The organism is Virgibacillus tibetensis (assembly GCF_036026595.1).
In the GTDB taxonomy this organism is placed as follows: domain Bacteria; phylum Bacillota; class Bacilli; order Bacillales; family Amphibacillaceae; genus Virgibacillus_P; species Virgibacillus_P tibetensis.
This window is the reverse complement of record NZ_JARZFX010000001.1, coordinates 211426-225340: the sequence shown is the minus strand read 5'-3', so window position 1 is coordinate 225340 and position 13915 is coordinate 211426. Positions and strand designations below refer to the sequence as shown.

Sequence of the window (13915 nt, the reverse complement as noted above, 5' to 3'; positions counted from 1 at the left end):
TTACTCTTCTTCATCTTCTTCTAATTCTTCATCATCCTCTACAGATGGATAAGCACTCTTAGCTTCTTCTAATCTGTCTAACTCCTGTTGCACGTTTGTAGTCCATGGATGATTCGCTACTATCGTTTCTTGGCTGATTACGCCTAAACTCTGCTGTGCTATGGTTACTTGTTCTAACTCGTTCATAAGCATACTTTTGTTAAAAACGAACTCAATATTTTTATAATCGTATGTGCCTTGTCCTGATATTTCGAGATATTCACATACATACCAAATAAACTCACGTAAGCCTTTTTCGAATTTACGTTCTAATACAGATGCTTTCATGTCGAGTAATGAGAACAGGAACTTCAATGCTATCCCAGATGGACTATTCCCATACTTATCACTGGATATATCAACACCTTGCCCGAATTGGAATATATCGTCTTTCATACGGTCTAAATGAGTTGAAATAGATTGCATAGGAACTTCCCCTTGCAATATGTCTACCCCACTATTCTCATCCGAACTAACTGCAACACCTTTAAACCGTTTGAAATTAGTTACGGCTTCCGCTATATCTTGTCCTTCATATCCTCTGATGACGTATAGAAATTGTTGCACATCCTCAATTGTGTTAGTAGTGTCTGATATTATATTGTCTGTTGCATCAATGAAATCTTTGTAGAATAACAAGTCATTCACTCGTTTGCTGTTGTTTGCAAACTCAATAAAGGGTACTGCCTTCTTGCCTTCTTTGCTCCATGAATAGCCTTTCTTGTTATCTTCTGGACCATAATAAAAATGCGGTTGCGGGTTATCCTCATATGATACATCCATTACAATTCCTTGGTCTGTTTCCTCGTAAAACGTAACTTGCTTATCATCCCACAATTCTATTTTCTTCGTGCCATCGTCTAACTCATAATATCGAATAAACCCTATAAGGCTTTTACGCTTCGTATTGTCGTATATCGGTATTCCCTCTTGTGCAGGTATAATAATATAATCAAATTCCCCGTTCGTATCAATATAAGGATGTAGCCATTCTCTGCCTTTGTTGGATGCTGCGGTTACTAATTCGGGTAGTGTATCGTTAAATTCATCGCCTAATGTTTCCGTGATTGGCTCAATATCCTTATCAGACTTGCTACTTATTGTTAATGGCTCACCGACTAGGTAAGAGGTTTTCTGATCCACTAATAATTTGTGGTAGCCAGATGCCAATTTATTGTTTGTCGCTTCGTGATCTATTAGCTTATTCCCTGCGTTGTCATACTTATATATAACTCGATCGGTTATGTCATTTTCTTTATAGTAATACTTGATCCCTTCATCCATAGCCTTCGTGTCGTGGTTCTCTATATATTCTTTGATGATGTCTACTGTTTTAGGTGAGTTGCTTTTTATCATTTGTATTAATTCTTCTGTGTGCGTCGGACTACTTGGGTACATATCCGCACCTCCTTAGTTTACAAATTGGATTCCTTTGCGTACCATATCTCTTTCCATTCCGTAACGTATCGCATCCAATAAATGGTTGTCCTTATCTACAGGTGTAGGGAGTACGATTCCGTTCTTATCTTCTTTCCACTTATACTTCTGAAATTCATTCTTTGTGTTTTGACAGCTTACATCTATAATTATCTTTTGTTGTTTTAACCAACCGATGCCATGATTAACTGAATCCTTGCCTTTCTTAGCGCCTAATGCTCTTACCCCAAGATTCTTTAATTCTTGTATACTCTTAGGTTCTGAACTATCGCAAAACACAACCTCGCTGCCTATCTTCTCTATTACACGATCTGCAAGTACATCATTTGTTAGTCCATGCTCGTATAATTCATCGAGTATATATAATTCCTTTTTCTTCTTGTTATAGTACATTCTCGCTAATGCTGACGGATCGTTGGCAAATCCAAAATCGAGCCCATTATTAAATCTATCGAATGTATGCTTAATGTCGGATAAGTCTCTTGTTTCCCAATTCTTGAATATGACGTTACCAAGTACGCCCCAATTACCATAGGTATATACATCACGGTAATATTTATCTGGCTCATTCTCTAACTCGTATACATCGTCTTTTTCTAGGAAATCATTGTCTTGATATGTTGTCTTGATGATTAATAGTTTTTCATCGTGATAGCTTGTTTTATCATCTTCCCAACCATCAAAGTATTCCTCGAATATCCAATGCGATTTTAAAATGGGATTGAACGACAAAATAAGACGCTTATTAACTTTAGAGCGCCCTCTTAAACGTTTATTTAGTTGCTTTACAGCTTCATATCGTGTTTCGGTAGCTTCTTCTACCCATACGTCAGTTATAACGCCCTCAATAGGTGTAATGGACTTTATTTTCTCTGGATCATCTAAGCCAGCGAATAAAATTTGCTTATTAGTCAGATTACACGTAATTACTAAGTCAGATTTATTGATGCTGAATGCTTTTGAAAGATCCATTTCTATAATGGTCTTGCTGATCTCATTGAATACAGACTTACGAATTGTGTTCGCTACGTTCCTGCATATCAGGTAATTACGATGACCACCTAACACATCTAATATAGTACGTTGGGCCAAAAAGAAGCTTTTCCCACTTGATGAACCACCGAATAGTATTTGTGTTCTTGTATCGTTTTTCAATAATGGTAAATACGTTTGATTAACAGTTACATCAATGTTCATTACCTTTACTTCCTTTTACGTTGATGTTTATACTCATGTCGCCTGTTTGTTCTGTCCTGTCAATAAAAGCAGCGTTTGTCTTAGCAATGTATTCAGAAGCCTTTAAGCGATCTTTGTAGTCTAGTTCCTCATCACGTATAGTATTAGTCCAAAACTCTTTTACTTCTGTCATATTGGCTATCCTTTGGCTTTCTAATTGTTTATTTCGTTCTTCTATATATTTTCTGATCCCAACATTATCCAACAATTTGTACCCTTGGGCATTAGCATAGTTTTTGCTATATCCTGCCCTTACTGCTGATTCCGTTATGTTGCCTGTCTCGATGTAATAATCTGCAAATCTTCTCTGTTTCTCATTCACTTATAAGCGCTCCCTCCTGCATATGCTATATTGGTTATTTTCTATATAATTTGTACGCTAATAATATCGCTATAATCGGAAGTGTAACGTACATGGTTAAAATCAGTCCTAATCCAATCATATATTTCCACCTCTTTCTAGTGTGGGTATGTTTGGCAGACTCATCTTAGGCATTGTTGGGAAATCCATTTTAGGGATGTCCGGCAAATCTACTTCCGGTAATCTTGGCATCTTATGTTGCTTACCTTTGTTTCCGAATCTTAAATCGTTATCCTTCAATACCTGATACAATACCTTGCCTACTCGATTAATCATATCCTCGTCCTGTGTATCATATCCTGCTTCATAGTGAATAGCATGAAGTAACTCATGTATAAATGTTTCTTCTTTTCTATCTTGCGGTATATCCTCTTTTATTTCTATTTCACTAAAACCCCAATTACATATTCCTGCTAGAGTTGCATTTTTATCTACTGTTGGCTTCTGCAATACGTCATATTCTATTCCTGCTACTTTTACTTTGCTTGGTATCATGTAATCACCTCTGTTCTAATATATTGACATTCAATTTATGCCCTTTATCTTCTATGTCTGCATTCAATTCATTCTGCACCTTTTTTAGTCGCTTTAGATATATTGATCGAGACATTTTATTTGCAAGCAACTTAGACCACATGAAAAAACTTGTTTCAGCACAACCCAGAGCAACTGCCCTTCCTTCTTTCCAAGCGGACATAGTTACTGTGTTAGTGAATTTATTTTCATATAGTGTTGTATCCACTCTGTGATTTTCATCAATATTAGTTGTCCAATTTTGTGTTGTTGACATTACCTTTATCTTCATGGGTTTCATGTAATCACCCCTACCTATACGATTCATTTATATAATCAATTGGATTCTTAATTTTAAGTATAAAGTTAGTCACATCCGGTTCTGGCAGCACTTGATAATCAATTTTACGACTAGTATTCTGCATCGTGTACGTATATGCTAGTTCATGCGCTGTTTCAATGCCTAACCCATCATGTATCATTTCCTGCTGTATTTGATGTTTTCCCATCCTTGTATTCTTGGCAATCATATATTTCATAACTATCACCCCCTATACATAATGAATACATCGTTCTGCATCGTAATCATATTCATGTACTTGGAATCTCTTGTGCGCTGTTGTATATCCCATGTCATCATGCCAAATATCAGCAGGAACACGGGTAGATAACTGCCTAATCACTATGCCACCCTTATCTATCACTAACTCATGATGTAGGTGTGCGGTAAATACTGTCCTTGTTTTCGCCTTACTCCACTCAATAGGGAATTCTACTGCAAAGTTTTCTGATATGTTTTTCATCTTCTTCTTATCGCCATGATTAGCTCCACAGAAATTCAAGCCTAACATGTGGACTTTTCTTTCCTTGAATTCATCGTCAAATATTATCTGTGGGAATCTCGCTTTAAGCATCTGAACAAATGCCCATTCCATGCTCTCCGAATGATTGCCCTTAATGTACATAATCTTCACTTTATTACTGTTTTCTAATGCATATCCCAATAATGGATAATAAAACGCTTTAGCATCTTTCCATGCTTGTACCATGTCTATCTGTTGTATCTCTCGTCCTGATGATGTTGTGTTTCTAAAGTTATCTACGTGTAAAAGGTCATTTCCAATAATAAATAATACTTCCTCATGCTTATTTCGTATTAGATTAATTATTTTAGATTGTGTTTCTTTGTAATAATCGTAATCAGCCACACCGAAATGCATATCTGCTAGAGGAATATTTAAATACGTTGTAGCGTTCGGTATGTATGTTTCTATATTGACTGTTGGCGTTTGTTTAATTTCGTCTAACAACCTGCCCCAATCAAATCCATTTACTTTCGGTTTAACTGTTACTTTTGATGCATACATTGTCTTAGGACTCGACATTTCTTTATTAAAATGATGCCACTTACTCGATGTTGCTTTAACTATCTCCCATTCAACAGGATCATAGCCGTGTGCTATCAATACGCTATCCTTGTCCTTCTCTTCTTCTTCGGATAACTCTATTAGTCTATCCGTTTCAATATTTCCATTTTCCAATATCTTTGTAGTCTCGTTATATGCAGGTATATCCTCGGTTTCTGCTTTCTCATATTGCAGTTCAGTTCTCCATCTACTGCGGACTTGTTCACTGCTGAATGTTTCCCCGAATTTATTTTCCATTTCCTTGGCCACAAATTGCCACTTCTTTCCGTGTATTGTAACCAGGCTTATTAAGTATTTGTCTTTATCTTTGTTCCATTTCATAATTGCCCCGCTCCCCTCCAAGCAAATGGCTATCCCATAAACGCTTTTAGCCCATGTAATATAAAAAACGCTATCGAATTAGTAATCCAATAACGCCAACCGATTACGGCTTTCCTAAAAAAGGGAGTAGAAGGATTTGAACCCTCAATCAACTGTGTAGAAAACAGGCGCTTTATCCGTTAAGCTATACCCCCATATAAAAAGCACCCATACGAGGTGTGTTCGCCCATTAATGACCGAATCTCGTACAAGTGCGTTATCTAATTTTCCTATACTACTATACTACTACAGAAATGCGTTCAATTCGTATTTAATTTGTATGCAAAAAGTATAGATGTTTCGCTATTTTTCTTCTAGTTGAGATTCGATTGAGTAAATTTGCGTTGTTACCTTTTCTTTTTTTTGCGTTATATACCGCAATATCAATTCTATGCTGAGTATTTAAGTGTTCAAGTTCATATTTTTTGGACTGTAATGTTTGTTTTAGATAATCTTCATGACTTGTTTTCATATTGATACCTCCTTTCACCACAAGTAAAAACTGTCTGCAATCATACCCATTAATTCATATTTCTCACCAAAGTATTTATTCCGATTACTCGTTAAATTCATGTGGATCATCGTCTGTTCGTCTGTATATCCATCTATAAATCGGTAATCCCATATATCCTTCTTTTCCTGTGTAATAGATTCGTAGATGATGTCCAGCTTTTCTTTTTGTTTTAATTTGATTTCTAGTTGCATTTTCTTCATAACGGAATCCTCTGTCGATGAATAAAACTGGTTATCTCGTTGGGCTTCGCTTACATCAAAGCTTTGTGTTACTTTCGGCATAACTACGCTCATACTTTCTATAATTGCATCTAAGTTACCGTAGGAGCGTAATATCTTAGTTACTTCACGTTTAGCTTTTTTATCCAGTTTCTTTTCAGCAAAGGACAGTTGTGTCATTCATTAACCCCCTAACCCTAATGTGGTTGCGCTATGTCGTTCATCTGTAAGAATGTAATACCTTGCCTATCACCTTTTTCATATGCTTTTATAAGATGTTTTATTAAAGTTGCATTAATAACAGCTTGCGGATGTGGTATAGCTTCCCAATAAGGTAATATTAACTTAATGCGTTCTACTTCGTTTTTCCATTCTTGTTCTGTTGGCATGATTAACCCTCCTTATCAACCAATATGAGTAGTACTAATACGATTAATACGATTAGTAACTCCATGTACTATCCCCCTACATCAGACTGAAATCTCAATATGCTTTGCAATCCGCTTAACTCTGCTTGTAACGCTCTTAAACTCTCAATCGCTGCCTTGAACATATCCTCTGCTAAATCTCGATCACGTTTTAACCTTGCAATATCTTCTTTTCCTCTTGCTAAATCATCAATGAGTGTTATTGCCATTCCTTGATCTTTTAATATAAATTTTTCTTTTGCTAATGCTATACGGAAATATTCTTCGGTCTCTGCTTTCTTTTCGGCTAGTTTATATATTTCTCTCGTTGCTTTGTCTATTCGTTCTGAAGCAATCATTATCATTGAGGTTACTTTTTGGAGTTCCATCTAATCAGTCCACAATAAGCTATCTGTCAGGCCGTTCGTTAATTCGTTCATTCTGATGTCCTCATCTATCTGTGTGGTTGCTTTAAATTTTAAATACTCTATCTCTCTGTCTACTTTGATTTTCCATCTTTTATTACCCCCAAACACTGGCTTTCCAATAATGGAATCAAACCAATATTCACTTTTACTTGAGCCCGGTTTATAAATGTTACATTCAACAAAAACAACTTCTCTATCCATTGGTTTGCTAACAAATGCTTCTATTTTTATATGACGGTTTTTATAATCTTCACTCCATATTTTTTTCAATCATCCCAACTCCTTTATACAAGCTAATTGTGCTTTTGCAGGCTTTCCATGACCATCTAACGCCCTACCAATCTGCGCTAATACATACGCATCCCTTATGTTGTCTGAACCGTTCCTATAGCCCCATCTGTCGTTAATCGGTAGTATCATATCCTCTTTCTTTACGTTCCCTTTACCTGTAGCGAATTTTTTTAATGTGTTAGGCGATACCTCGATATAGTCGGATATATATTTGCTTCGGACTAATTTTAATAGTTTTATGCGGATTGCCCAACCTATGCCATATTGTGTGGAGACTCCCCTACCTCTTGAACCGTAGGAGAATCCCTCAATTAATACTTTGTCACCCTCGTTTATGAATGGGATTATTTGTTTTGTTATATCTACGAATCTTGCAGGATCGCTTTTTTCTTTTGTGGTTATTTCTTTTTCAAGCAATACGTTACCTTCAACATTCAATATAACTAACCCCGTTTTCGTACTTGGGTCTATGCCTATATAGTTCATTAGTAAGCCCCCATAAATATAGCGATAATCAGTAATACACTTAATACTCCCATTGCCCCCAAGAGAAAGGTTGTTACTCTTTGCTCTGCTTTGTATTTCTTGAAATAAAAATCCCTTTCTTGTTCAGCTTGTTTTTTATAATGTTTCAGCATTGTAATTCGATTATCTTTATCCATAATATTTCTCCAACTCCTTTAATAGTTCTGTGTCACCTATTCTGTCAAATACGCTGCGGTTATATCCTGTGATTAGTACTAATTGTTCGATGATGGATTCACGTTCAGTAGTCATTGTTCTGTCTTTCGTGATTGATTTTGTTTTTGTCCAGATATGCTTGTTCGATTTGTTCTGTGGTGAATCCTAGCATTTCTCCAAGAGTTATGAAGGTATCGAAAACGATTGTGTATTTTATTTCAGTTAAGTCTTCATTGCCTGAAAAGTAAGCCCGATAGAACATATTAATTGTTTCAAAAGTGACAAGAAACATATCTGATACTGTCTTAGTTTCTGGTGAACTCCCAATCATAGGATAATTACCAAACTCTAAATCTAACCCAATACTCAATATAAAATGCAGGCAATCAACGTATTCTTCTAGGAGTGGGTTTCTGACTCCGACTGTTCCAGCGCAATCACATTCTTCACAATCAATATATTCATGGTTACCACTTCCCTCGGCATCCTCTTGAACCTTTTCGTAGTTTAAATCACCTGTTCCATTACAAGTTGAGCACTCAATCCAATCTTCGACCCTCGGTCTCTGATCCTTACTCCAAAACTTAAACCCTCGCCATTCATTCGCTAACTCGCCTAATTCAACTTGTAAAGCTAATATCTTTTTATTTAGCAAGTCCTGTCCTTCTAATCCATGCTCTTTCATGATTCGATCATCCAATGTTTTCTGTATCTCGAATAATTTAGTTAGATTCATGCGTTACCTCCTAGTGCTTTTTCTGCTCTTTTTCTTATTACGTGAATAGGACTTATATATTCAAGGCTACCGTCATAATGAGTGTCTGATATAATTAACTCCAAAGCCTGTTTGTGGCGTTGGTTTTGTAGCTCAAGTTCGCCTTTATTCCGAACTTCATATAATAAAACTTTGTGCCTGTATTCCAATTCCTCTACACGTTCTGCTTGGTTTAATAACTTTTCAAACATCAATTTATTTAATGTAATTTCTTTTAATCCATGTTCTACTTGAGTTTTATAAATCATCCTTATTGCTTTAAAGTCACTCATCGTTTAACCTCCTAGAAAAATTTATTATCATCGTGTGTTATGTCTATATCCATTGCTCTAGCTGCTGCTAGTTTTATTTTTAATTCTTGATATGTGTAATGGTCGTTGTTGTAACTACCGAATTTCTCTAGTTGCTCGATAACATGCGTTCGCTTCATTTCGTCATGGGTCTCATACGTTTTCATATTTCGCCCTCCTTGTATCTGTTGGAAATTCTTTTTCTAATACATTTGAAACTTGATCCACTAATTCAACTGGTAATTTGTCATCTAACATTTCAAGCAAAGAATATTGTGTAACCTCGTATGTGCTAAACCGATGCTTGCACGATCTACATTCTCTCCTGCGGTACATTACTTCTGTTTTACGACTATCTATTACTTTTGTTTTATCTTCGCACTCTGGACATTCCATAGTCACCATCTCCTAAATAATTCATAGTATTGTTTTCTCCAATATGGCGATAACGTCTGTTTAATGCGTTTAACTTTTAAGTGTCTGCAAGCTAGATATTTAATATCTAACTCGCAGTTTTCATGTAAGGCTATTTGCTGTAGTTGTTGTTTAGTTGCTTTTGAGTAGTCCATAATTAAAATGGTAATTCTGTATCTTGGATTTCTGTTCCTTCACTTGCTGGAATTGATTGATTGCTAGATTGGTTGTCCTTCTTGCTTTCCAGGAATGCCGCTTGATCCGCTACTACTTCCGTAACAAATACTGTCTTACCCTCGCTATTTTCATATGTCCTCGTCTGAATACGTCCTGTTACTCCGACTTGTGAACCTTTTTTCATGAAGTTTGCTAAGTTCTCAGCCTGTTTGCCCCAAATAGTACAATTGATAAAGTCTGTTTCCTGCTGTCCGTTCGTTTTAAATGGCCTGTTGACCGCTAGCGTAAAATTCCCTACCGCTTTTCCATTGGGCGTGTACCGTAAATCTACGTCCTTTGTTAATCTGCCTACTAGCGTTACTGCGTTTATCATATAATTACCTCCTAATTAAAGTATCCAGTCTATTTGTGGTTGACCCTCATATCCGTGCTCCCACACATACCAAGCAAACGCTAAAACCCCTGACCTCTTATTGCCTTCTAAAGTACCTTCATAAAAATTCAATCTTTTAGAAAAAACTAAAACATGCTTTAAAGGTGTATTGTTGAACATTTCATACCTTCTTGCGCTTTCAAGAAAATTCAACTTCAACAACATAGCAACTTTACCCGTCGTACATTCTAGCGATCTTTCAACAAATTCTTGAGCGATTTTATAAGGCGGATTAGTAATGATGTTTGCCGGTCTGTGGTTGAATGTTTTTGTCCAATCCCAAGTTAAAAAATCAATATCATACACGCCATAACCTCGATCGTATTTATCTGTTGCATAAACCTTATACTCCTTTTCTTCTAAAACCTTACAAATCGCCCCATCGCCACATGCGGGCTCCCATACACTTCCCTCAAAGTTAACTCGATTAAGCAATGATTCCGTTGCATGCGGTGGAGTGGGGTAAAAATCGTTTTTTTCTCTTTCTCCTTTATTCTTATTTCCTGCCAATCCGTTAGCTACTAATGCCATTAAAATTTCCTCCTATTTGTAAAATACTGTTTAGTTTTGTTATTATAGAATTGGATTCTTACGCCCAAATGATATAATTGTAGAAATAAGGTTTACTCTGATGTAGTGTTATCTGTGTTAGTAGATCACCGTCTGCGTTTTCTGTAACTATTTCCTTGACGTATAACTTCATTCTTCAAACAAACTTTCTGTCGTTATCCCTAATACTTCCAATCTTAATTTAATTAACTTGTTTCTGTTTTTTTCGTTTGGTTCTGCGAGATAATTTTGTTGCGGTTCTAACCATGTCTTTTTGCTTGAATGGACTAATGCATGATCTTCTCCGCATAGTTGAATACAATTACTTGTTTCATATTTTCCGCCTTGCGAACCATAAACAACCCTATGCATGTGCAATCCGTCCCCAGGTAGACCACAAAGTAAACATTCTTTACCTCCGTCACGTTCTATTAACTCTTGTTTAATTTTTCTTTTGTCCCCTCTATATCCCCTGCCTGCGTGTTTGCCATTCTTATACATTCCGTTATTTTTTCCGCTATTGTCATTTCCTTTTACAAAGTTTATTCGTGGATTTTCTTTGAGCCATTCGAAATGACATTCCCTTGAGCAGAATATCCCACGACCATATGAAAGTACTGCTTTTTGTACATAAAACTCTTTCCTGCAAATCTTACATTTTTTCATCTTGCCTGTTTTTCTTTCTGGGTAACTTCTCGGCGCTCGTGCGTTAGCTTTGTTTGCACATGCACTACTACAATAGACTTTCCCGTTCCTTCTTTTTACATGATCTGCTCTTTTAAGTTGCTTTTTTTCACACTCCATGCATTCAACTTCTCTATGCGCTCTATTTGCAATGTAAGTGTAGTTTTCGTTTCTTTTTTTCAAATTGTGAGTGGATACCCATTTTCTAGTTGCCTTAATTTCAGTTCCGCATCCACACCTACAATAATTCTTAGGCTTAGGCACTTCCATTCGTTTTTCTCCTTCCTGTTATCCTAGAGTGATTCCCTCGCTTTGGCTTGATACGGGTTGATTGTAGTTGTTGGGCTTTGCTATACATTTTCTATTGTCCATTTGCCTTCGAATAAGTCCATCAAACTGAAATCAGCTAATATATCTGTGTCGTCATATTCTCTCGGGTATAATTTTGATGAGTCTCCACCATCAAGAGAAAACCATCTGATTACCTTTCCTTCCTTCAATGCCTTCATAGCTTCCTCAAAAGATACACAGTTTGGTAGGATGCGCCATTTTAATTCCGTTATATAATCATTGACGAAAAATTTCAGTCCGTCTTTTTTCCAGACTAGAACACCTTCATCATATGTCACCTTTTCATCTTTCGTTTTAAAATGCTCGGATGGGTTGTTTGCCACTTCCGCAACTTCCCCAACTTTCAACTGATCTATCATTTCACCTGTAGTTAACCATTCATTCATTATCATTACCTCCTAAAACTTCCCTTGCTTTTGATTGCAATTTAACTACTACCCGCTTAGGTTCTACGTTGTGCTGTTTAAACGCAATTTCTTCTAATGCTTGTTTGTAGCGTTGGTTTTCACCAATGATTTTTCCATACTCTTTATTGTTGAAGTTAATACCGTCAATAATTTCAGCGTTTCTCTTTTCCAATTCCTTTACATATTCTGCTTGTTGGATTAAATAATTTAGATCAGCAACCTCTATTTCGTAATTTGGAAGCGTTTCTCCTGATGATAAAGCTATATCAACCATATTTGAGTAATTTTCCTTTATCTTTTTCAACCATTCACTCATTATCATTACCTCCTAATGCCACTAAGCTATATCCGTTTATATCCTGCCATGCATTTTCTTCTCCCTGATTTCCGTTAGCTATTCGCATCTGTTTATCAAACACTCGTACAAGTCCTAACATATCTTTGTATTGCTCTGGCTTGATTCCATCTGGATATAAGAGTTTAAGGAAGTCGCCCGATTTATTGAATGAATCTCCGTATTGTTTGTTTTTCTCTGCTACTAATTTACCGATGTTTTTCGCTATGATTTCGTAATCTGTTTTACCTTTTGGCGCTTCGCCATACTTATCATCTAAAATTATCCATGCACCCTCACCGATATATTCTTTAACTTTTTCTACTTCATAAGTAGCTGGTTCACCCGTAATGTCATCCCAAGTAACGTTGACTGTTCCATCTGATACTTCTGCATAATAAATTTTATCCCTGTACTTAAACTTAAGCTCCTTTGGTAAATTCATTGAAATAACCCTCCCCATATAATGCCTGATGTGATAGATACAGTTAGAATAGCCATGTAGAATATTTCATAAGATTGTGCTAGCTTACCTTCTTTTGATGATTTATTGACGTGTTGTACATGCCCTATGATGACTAGGATTGCTACGATTAATATTATTGTTGCGGTTATAATCATTTAGATTCACCTTTGTCTAGTCGTTTTTCGGCAAAACAGGCTACTTTAAAATCTTTTTTTAACTCGTCCCATGTTTTCTTTGTGGCGAACTCGTTGAACATAACGTAGCTTTCATCAACTGCTCGAACTGTGTAAGCAAAATTTCTTTTGTCCAATACATCACCATTTTTCAACTCCCAATTTTCCCTGCCGTGCTTGCTCCACCATCTGCGTTCTTTTTCTTCTGCTATTTCTTCTGGTGTGGCATGGCGTAAATGATTGTCTGTTACCCAACTTAAAAACCTTTCTGTAGTAATAGCCCCTTCTGAATCAAGCTTATAATTAATATTCGTTATTTTTGTGATAACATTTTCACGAACAACCCAATCCCCAACCTTAAACTGTGGCTCTACTTCATAACCGATGTATAAAGCTTTGATAAAATCATCTAAATCTAATTCGTTTAAGGATAGATCTGATTCAAGCACCCAGCCCCGAATATGAGTTTCCACTAATTCTGAATCATTGCGATCTGAACATGTTCTCCATTGATGTATCGCATCAGCTTGATCTTGTGTCACCTTCACTTTATTCATTTTCCTGCCCCCTCAAATTTATCTTGCAGATCATTCCTTACTTTGCATTTGTAAGTCCTGTTATTTTGATTTGTTTTCACCTTTCGCAAACTTCCTATAGCTTGGTCTAATTCGTTAATATGTGGTTTTAGTTTTATGAATATATTGTTGATCTCTGCCAGTAGTTCATTTTCGTTTTTGTGCTTTCTTCTTTCTTTGCTTACTCTTTGGAAATCTTTGTAGGCTTTGCATCCATCACTAGCGTTTAAGTTGCAAAATTCCATGTAATGCATGATGTCCTGGCGTTCTTTATCCAACTTACTTTGTGCTTTGCCGTTATAATCGAATTGCTTCGGTATATCTCGTATAGCATCCCGTATGAATGTTGCGGTTTGTTCGATGTCGTCAAACATG

The 13915-nt window shown here is 36.3% G+C and carries 27 protein-coding genes and 1 tRNA gene; all 28 read right to left on the bottom strand.

Going from position 1 to position 13915, the window contains the following annotated elements; all coding sequences use genetic code 11:
• A complete protein-coding gene (locus tag QGM71_RS01230) occupies positions 1-1437 on the bottom strand; it encodes a phage portal protein (RefSeq protein WP_327605688.1) in 1437 nt (478 codons plus the stop codon).
• Between the two features lie 12 nt (positions 1438-1449).
• A complete protein-coding gene (locus QGM71_RS01225) occupies positions 1450-2673 on the bottom strand; it encodes a PBSX family phage terminase large subunit (protein WP_327605687.1) in 1224 nt (407 codons plus the stop codon).
• On the bottom strand, positions 2663-3034 hold the full coding sequence (locus QGM71_RS01220) for a terminase small subunit (protein WP_327605686.1): 372 nt from the start codon (positions 3032-3034) through the stop codon (positions 2663-2665). Before QGM71_RS01220 ends, QGM71_RS01225 begins: the two co-directional genes overlap by 11 nt.
• A 117-nt stretch (positions 3035-3151) precedes the next feature.
• Positions 3152-3568: a hypothetical protein gene (locus QGM71_RS01215; protein ID WP_327605685.1), complete on the bottom strand. Its 417-nt coding sequence runs from the start codon at positions 3566-3568 to the stop codon at positions 3152-3154.
• Between the two features lie 4 nt (positions 3569-3572).
• Positions 3573-3887 carry a hypothetical protein gene (locus QGM71_RS01210; RefSeq protein WP_327605684.1) on the bottom strand — a complete coding sequence of 105 codons (315 nt, stop codon included), beginning with the start codon at positions 3885-3887 and terminating at the stop codon, positions 3573-3575.
• 10 nt (positions 3888-3897) lie between these two features.
• Positions 3898-4125 carry a hypothetical protein gene (locus QGM71_RS01205; RefSeq protein WP_327605683.1) on the bottom strand — a complete coding sequence of 76 codons (228 nt, stop codon included), beginning with the start codon at positions 4123-4125 and terminating at the stop codon, positions 3898-3900.
• 12 nt (positions 4126-4137) lie between these two features.
• Positions 4138-5334: an SANT/Myb-like DNA-binding domain-containing protein gene (locus QGM71_RS01200; RefSeq protein ID WP_327605682.1), complete on the bottom strand. Its 1197-nt coding sequence runs from the start codon at positions 5332-5334 to the stop codon at positions 4138-4140.
• Positions 5335-5455: 121 nt separating this feature from the next.
• Positions 5456-5528 (bottom strand) — tRNA-Arg (locus tag QGM71_RS01195).
• Between the two features lie 116 nt (positions 5529-5644).
• The gene (locus QGM71_RS01190) at positions 5645-5845 is read right to left on the bottom strand and encodes a hypothetical protein (protein WP_327605681.1); all 201 of its coding nucleotides are present in this window, start codon (positions 5843-5845) and stop codon (positions 5645-5647) included.
• Positions 5846-5859: 14 nt separating this feature from the next.
• Positions 5860-6285: a hypothetical protein gene (locus QGM71_RS01185; protein WP_327605680.1), complete on the bottom strand. Its 426-nt coding sequence runs from the start codon at positions 6283-6285 to the stop codon at positions 5860-5862.
• A gap of 17 nt (positions 6286-6302) precedes the next feature.
• A complete protein-coding gene (locus tag QGM71_RS01180; RefSeq protein WP_327605679.1) occupies positions 6303-6494 on the bottom strand; it encodes a hypothetical protein in 192 nt (63 codons plus the stop codon).
• A gap of 68 nt (positions 6495-6562) precedes the next feature.
• Positions 6563-6901 (bottom strand): hypothetical protein, encoded by a 339-nt coding sequence (locus QGM71_RS01175; protein WP_327605678.1) that lies wholly within the window; start codon positions 6899-6901, stop codon positions 6563-6565.
• A complete protein-coding gene (locus QGM71_RS01170) occupies positions 6902-7210 on the bottom strand; it encodes a hypothetical protein (RefSeq protein WP_327605677.1) in 309 nt (102 codons plus the stop codon).
• Positions 7211-7717 (bottom strand): hypothetical protein, encoded by a 507-nt coding sequence (locus QGM71_RS01165; RefSeq protein ID WP_327605676.1) that lies wholly within the window; start codon positions 7715-7717, stop codon positions 7211-7213.
• Positions 7717-7893, bottom strand: coding sequence for a hypothetical protein (locus tag QGM71_RS01160; RefSeq protein ID WP_327605675.1), 177 nt, complete (start codon positions 7891-7893; stop codon positions 7717-7719). The genes QGM71_RS01165 and QGM71_RS01160 overlap by 1 nt, the downstream gene beginning before the upstream one ends.
• Before the next feature lie 104 nt (positions 7894-7997).
• Complete coding sequence (locus QGM71_RS01155; RefSeq protein ID WP_327605674.1) at positions 7998-8648, bottom strand: dUTP diphosphatase; 651 nt, start codon at positions 8646-8648, stop codon at positions 7998-8000.
• The gene (locus tag QGM71_RS01150) at positions 8645-8959 is read right to left on the bottom strand and encodes a hypothetical protein (RefSeq protein ID WP_327605673.1); all 315 of its coding nucleotides are present in this window, start codon (positions 8957-8959) and stop codon (positions 8645-8647) included. Before QGM71_RS01150 ends, QGM71_RS01155 begins: the two co-directional genes overlap by 4 nt.
• An 11-nt stretch (positions 8960-8970) precedes the next feature.
• Positions 8971-9144 (bottom strand): hypothetical protein, encoded by a 174-nt coding sequence (locus tag QGM71_RS01145; RefSeq protein ID WP_327605672.1) that lies wholly within the window; start codon positions 9142-9144, stop codon positions 8971-8973.
• Entirely contained in the window at positions 9131-9373 is a 243-nt protein-coding gene (locus QGM71_RS01140; RefSeq protein WP_327605671.1) for an NrdR family transcriptional regulator, read from the bottom strand. The genes QGM71_RS01145 and QGM71_RS01140 overlap by 14 nt, the downstream gene beginning before the upstream one ends.
• Positions 9374-9548: 175 nt before the next feature.
• A complete protein-coding gene (ssb, locus tag QGM71_RS01135; RefSeq protein ID WP_327605670.1) occupies positions 9549-9941 on the bottom strand; it encodes a single-stranded DNA-binding protein in 393 nt (130 codons plus the stop codon).
• Positions 9942-9956: 15 nt separating this feature from the next.
• Positions 9957-10532, bottom strand: coding sequence for an NAD(P)-dependent oxidoreductase (locus QGM71_RS01130; protein WP_327605669.1), 576 nt, complete (start codon positions 10530-10532; stop codon positions 9957-9959).
• Positions 10533-10700: 168 nt separating this feature from the next.
• A complete protein-coding gene (locus QGM71_RS01125) occupies positions 10701-11504 on the bottom strand; it encodes an HNH endonuclease signature motif containing protein (protein ID WP_327605668.1) in 804 nt (267 codons plus the stop codon).
• Between the two features lie 80 nt (positions 11505-11584).
• Positions 11585-11971 (bottom strand): hypothetical protein, encoded by a 387-nt coding sequence (locus QGM71_RS01120; RefSeq protein ID WP_327605667.1) that lies wholly within the window; start codon positions 11969-11971, stop codon positions 11585-11587.
• Positions 11964-12308, bottom strand: coding sequence for a hypothetical protein (locus QGM71_RS01115; protein ID WP_327605666.1), 345 nt, complete (start codon positions 12306-12308; stop codon positions 11964-11966). The genes QGM71_RS01120 and QGM71_RS01115 overlap by 8 nt, the downstream gene beginning before the upstream one ends.
• Positions 12301-12771: a hypothetical protein gene (locus tag QGM71_RS01110; RefSeq protein ID WP_327605665.1), complete on the bottom strand. Its 471-nt coding sequence runs from the start codon at positions 12769-12771 to the stop codon at positions 12301-12303. The genes QGM71_RS01115 and QGM71_RS01110 overlap by 8 nt, the downstream gene beginning before the upstream one ends.
• Positions 12768-12947 carry a hypothetical protein gene (locus QGM71_RS01105; RefSeq protein ID WP_327605664.1) on the bottom strand — a complete coding sequence of 60 codons (180 nt, stop codon included), beginning with the start codon at positions 12945-12947 and terminating at the stop codon, positions 12768-12770. The genes QGM71_RS01110 and QGM71_RS01105 overlap by 4 nt, the downstream gene beginning before the upstream one ends.
• Positions 12944-13522, bottom strand: a complete 579-nt coding sequence (locus tag QGM71_RS01100) for a hypothetical protein (RefSeq protein ID WP_327605663.1) — start codon at positions 13520-13522, stop codon at positions 12944-12946. The genes QGM71_RS01105 and QGM71_RS01100 overlap by 4 nt, the downstream gene beginning before the upstream one ends.
• Positions 13519-13914 (bottom strand): hypothetical protein, encoded by a 396-nt coding sequence (locus tag QGM71_RS01095; RefSeq protein WP_327605662.1) that lies wholly within the window; start codon positions 13912-13914, stop codon positions 13519-13521. The genes QGM71_RS01100 and QGM71_RS01095 overlap by 4 nt, the downstream gene beginning before the upstream one ends.
• Between the last annotated feature and the right edge of the window lies 1 nt (position 13915).

Excerpts from the sequence above, each read along its gene's own strand:
- QGM71_RS01190 (WP_327605681.1), bottom strand. The coding sequence starts at position 5,845 with ATGAAAACAAGTCATGAAGATTATCTAAAACAAACATTACAGTCCAAA.
- QGM71_RS01125 (WP_327605668.1), bottom strand. The coding sequence starts at position 11,504 with ATGGAAGTGCCTAAGCCTAAGAATTATTGTAGGTGTGGATGCGGAACT.
- QGM71_RS01160 (WP_327605675.1), bottom strand. The coding sequence starts at position 7,893 with ATGGATAAAGATAATCGAATTACAATGCTGAAACATTATAAAAAACAA.
- QGM71_RS01150 (WP_327605673.1), bottom strand. The coding sequence starts at position 8,959 with ATGAGTGACTTTAAAGCAATAAGGATGATTTATAAAACTCAAGTAGAA.
- QGM71_RS01205 (WP_327605683.1), bottom strand. The coding sequence starts at position 4,125 with ATGAAATATATGATTGCCAAGAATACAAGGATGGGAAAACATCAAATA.
- QGM71_RS01165 (WP_327605676.1), bottom strand. The coding sequence starts at position 7,717 with ATGAACTATATAGGCATAGACCCAAGTACGAAAACGGGGTTAGTTATA.
- QGM71_RS01210 (WP_327605684.1), bottom strand. The coding sequence starts at position 3,887 with ATGAAACCCATGAAGATAAAGGTAATGTCAACAACACAAAATTGGACA.
- QGM71_RS01175 (WP_327605678.1), bottom strand. The coding sequence starts at position 6,901 with ATGGAACTCCAAAAAGTAACCTCAATGATAATGATTGCTTCAGAACGA.
- QGM71_RS01145 (WP_327605672.1), bottom strand. The coding sequence starts at position 9,144 with ATGAAAACGTATGAGACCCATGACGAAATGAAGCGAACGCATGTTATC.
- QGM71_RS01130 (WP_327605669.1), bottom strand. The coding sequence starts at position 10,532 with ATGGCATTAGTAGCTAACGGATTGGCAGGAAATAAGAATAAAGGAGAA.
- QGM71_RS01215 (WP_327605685.1), bottom strand. The coding sequence starts at position 3,568 with ATGATACCAAGCAAAGTAAAAGTAGCAGGAATAGAATATGACGTATTG.
- QGM71_RS01110 (WP_327605665.1), bottom strand. The coding sequence starts at position 12,771 with ATGAATTTACCAAAGGAGCTTAAGTTTAAGTACAGGGATAAAATTTAT.
- QGM71_RS01230 (WP_327605688.1), bottom strand. The coding sequence starts at position 1,437 with ATGTACCCAAGTAGTCCGACGCACACAGAAGAATTAATACAAATGATA.
- QGM71_RS01200 (WP_327605682.1), bottom strand. The coding sequence starts at position 5,334 with ATGAAATGGAACAAAGATAAAGACAAATACTTAATAAGCCTGGTTACA.
- QGM71_RS01120 (WP_327605667.1), bottom strand. The coding sequence starts at position 11,971 with ATGAATGAATGGTTAACTACAGGTGAAATGATAGATCAGTTGAAAGTT.
- ssb (WP_327605670.1), bottom strand. The coding sequence starts at position 9,941 with ATGATAAACGCAGTAACGCTAGTAGGCAGATTAACAAAGGACGTAGAT.
- QGM71_RS01100 (WP_327605663.1), bottom strand. The coding sequence starts at position 13,522 with ATGAATAAAGTGAAGGTGACACAAGATCAAGCTGATGCGATACATCAA.
- QGM71_RS01115 (WP_327605666.1), bottom strand. The coding sequence starts at position 12,308 with ATGAGTGAATGGTTGAAAAAGATAAAGGAAAATTACTCAAATATGGTT.
- QGM71_RS01140 (WP_327605671.1), bottom strand. The coding sequence starts at position 9,373 with ATGGAATGTCCAGAGTGCGAAGATAAAACAAAAGTAATAGATAGTCGT.
- QGM71_RS01185 (WP_327605680.1), bottom strand. The coding sequence starts at position 6,285 with ATGACACAACTGTCCTTTGCTGAAAAGAAACTGGATAAAAAAGCTAAA.
- QGM71_RS01105 (WP_327605664.1), bottom strand. The coding sequence starts at position 12,947 with ATGATTATAACCGCAACAATAATATTAATCGTAGCAATCCTAGTCATC.
- QGM71_RS01180 (WP_327605679.1), bottom strand. The coding sequence starts at position 6,494 with ATGCCAACAGAACAAGAATGGAAAAACGAAGTAGAACGCATTAAGTTA.
- QGM71_RS01095 (WP_327605662.1), bottom strand. The coding sequence starts at position 13,914 with ATGTTTGACGACATCGAACAAACCGCAACATTCATACGGGATGCTATA.
- QGM71_RS01155 (WP_327605674.1), bottom strand. The coding sequence starts at position 8,648 with ATGAATCTAACTAAATTATTCGAGATACAGAAAACATTGGATGATCGA.
- QGM71_RS01225 (WP_327605687.1), bottom strand. The coding sequence starts at position 2,673 with ATGAACATTGATGTAACTGTTAATCAAACGTATTTACCATTATTGAAA.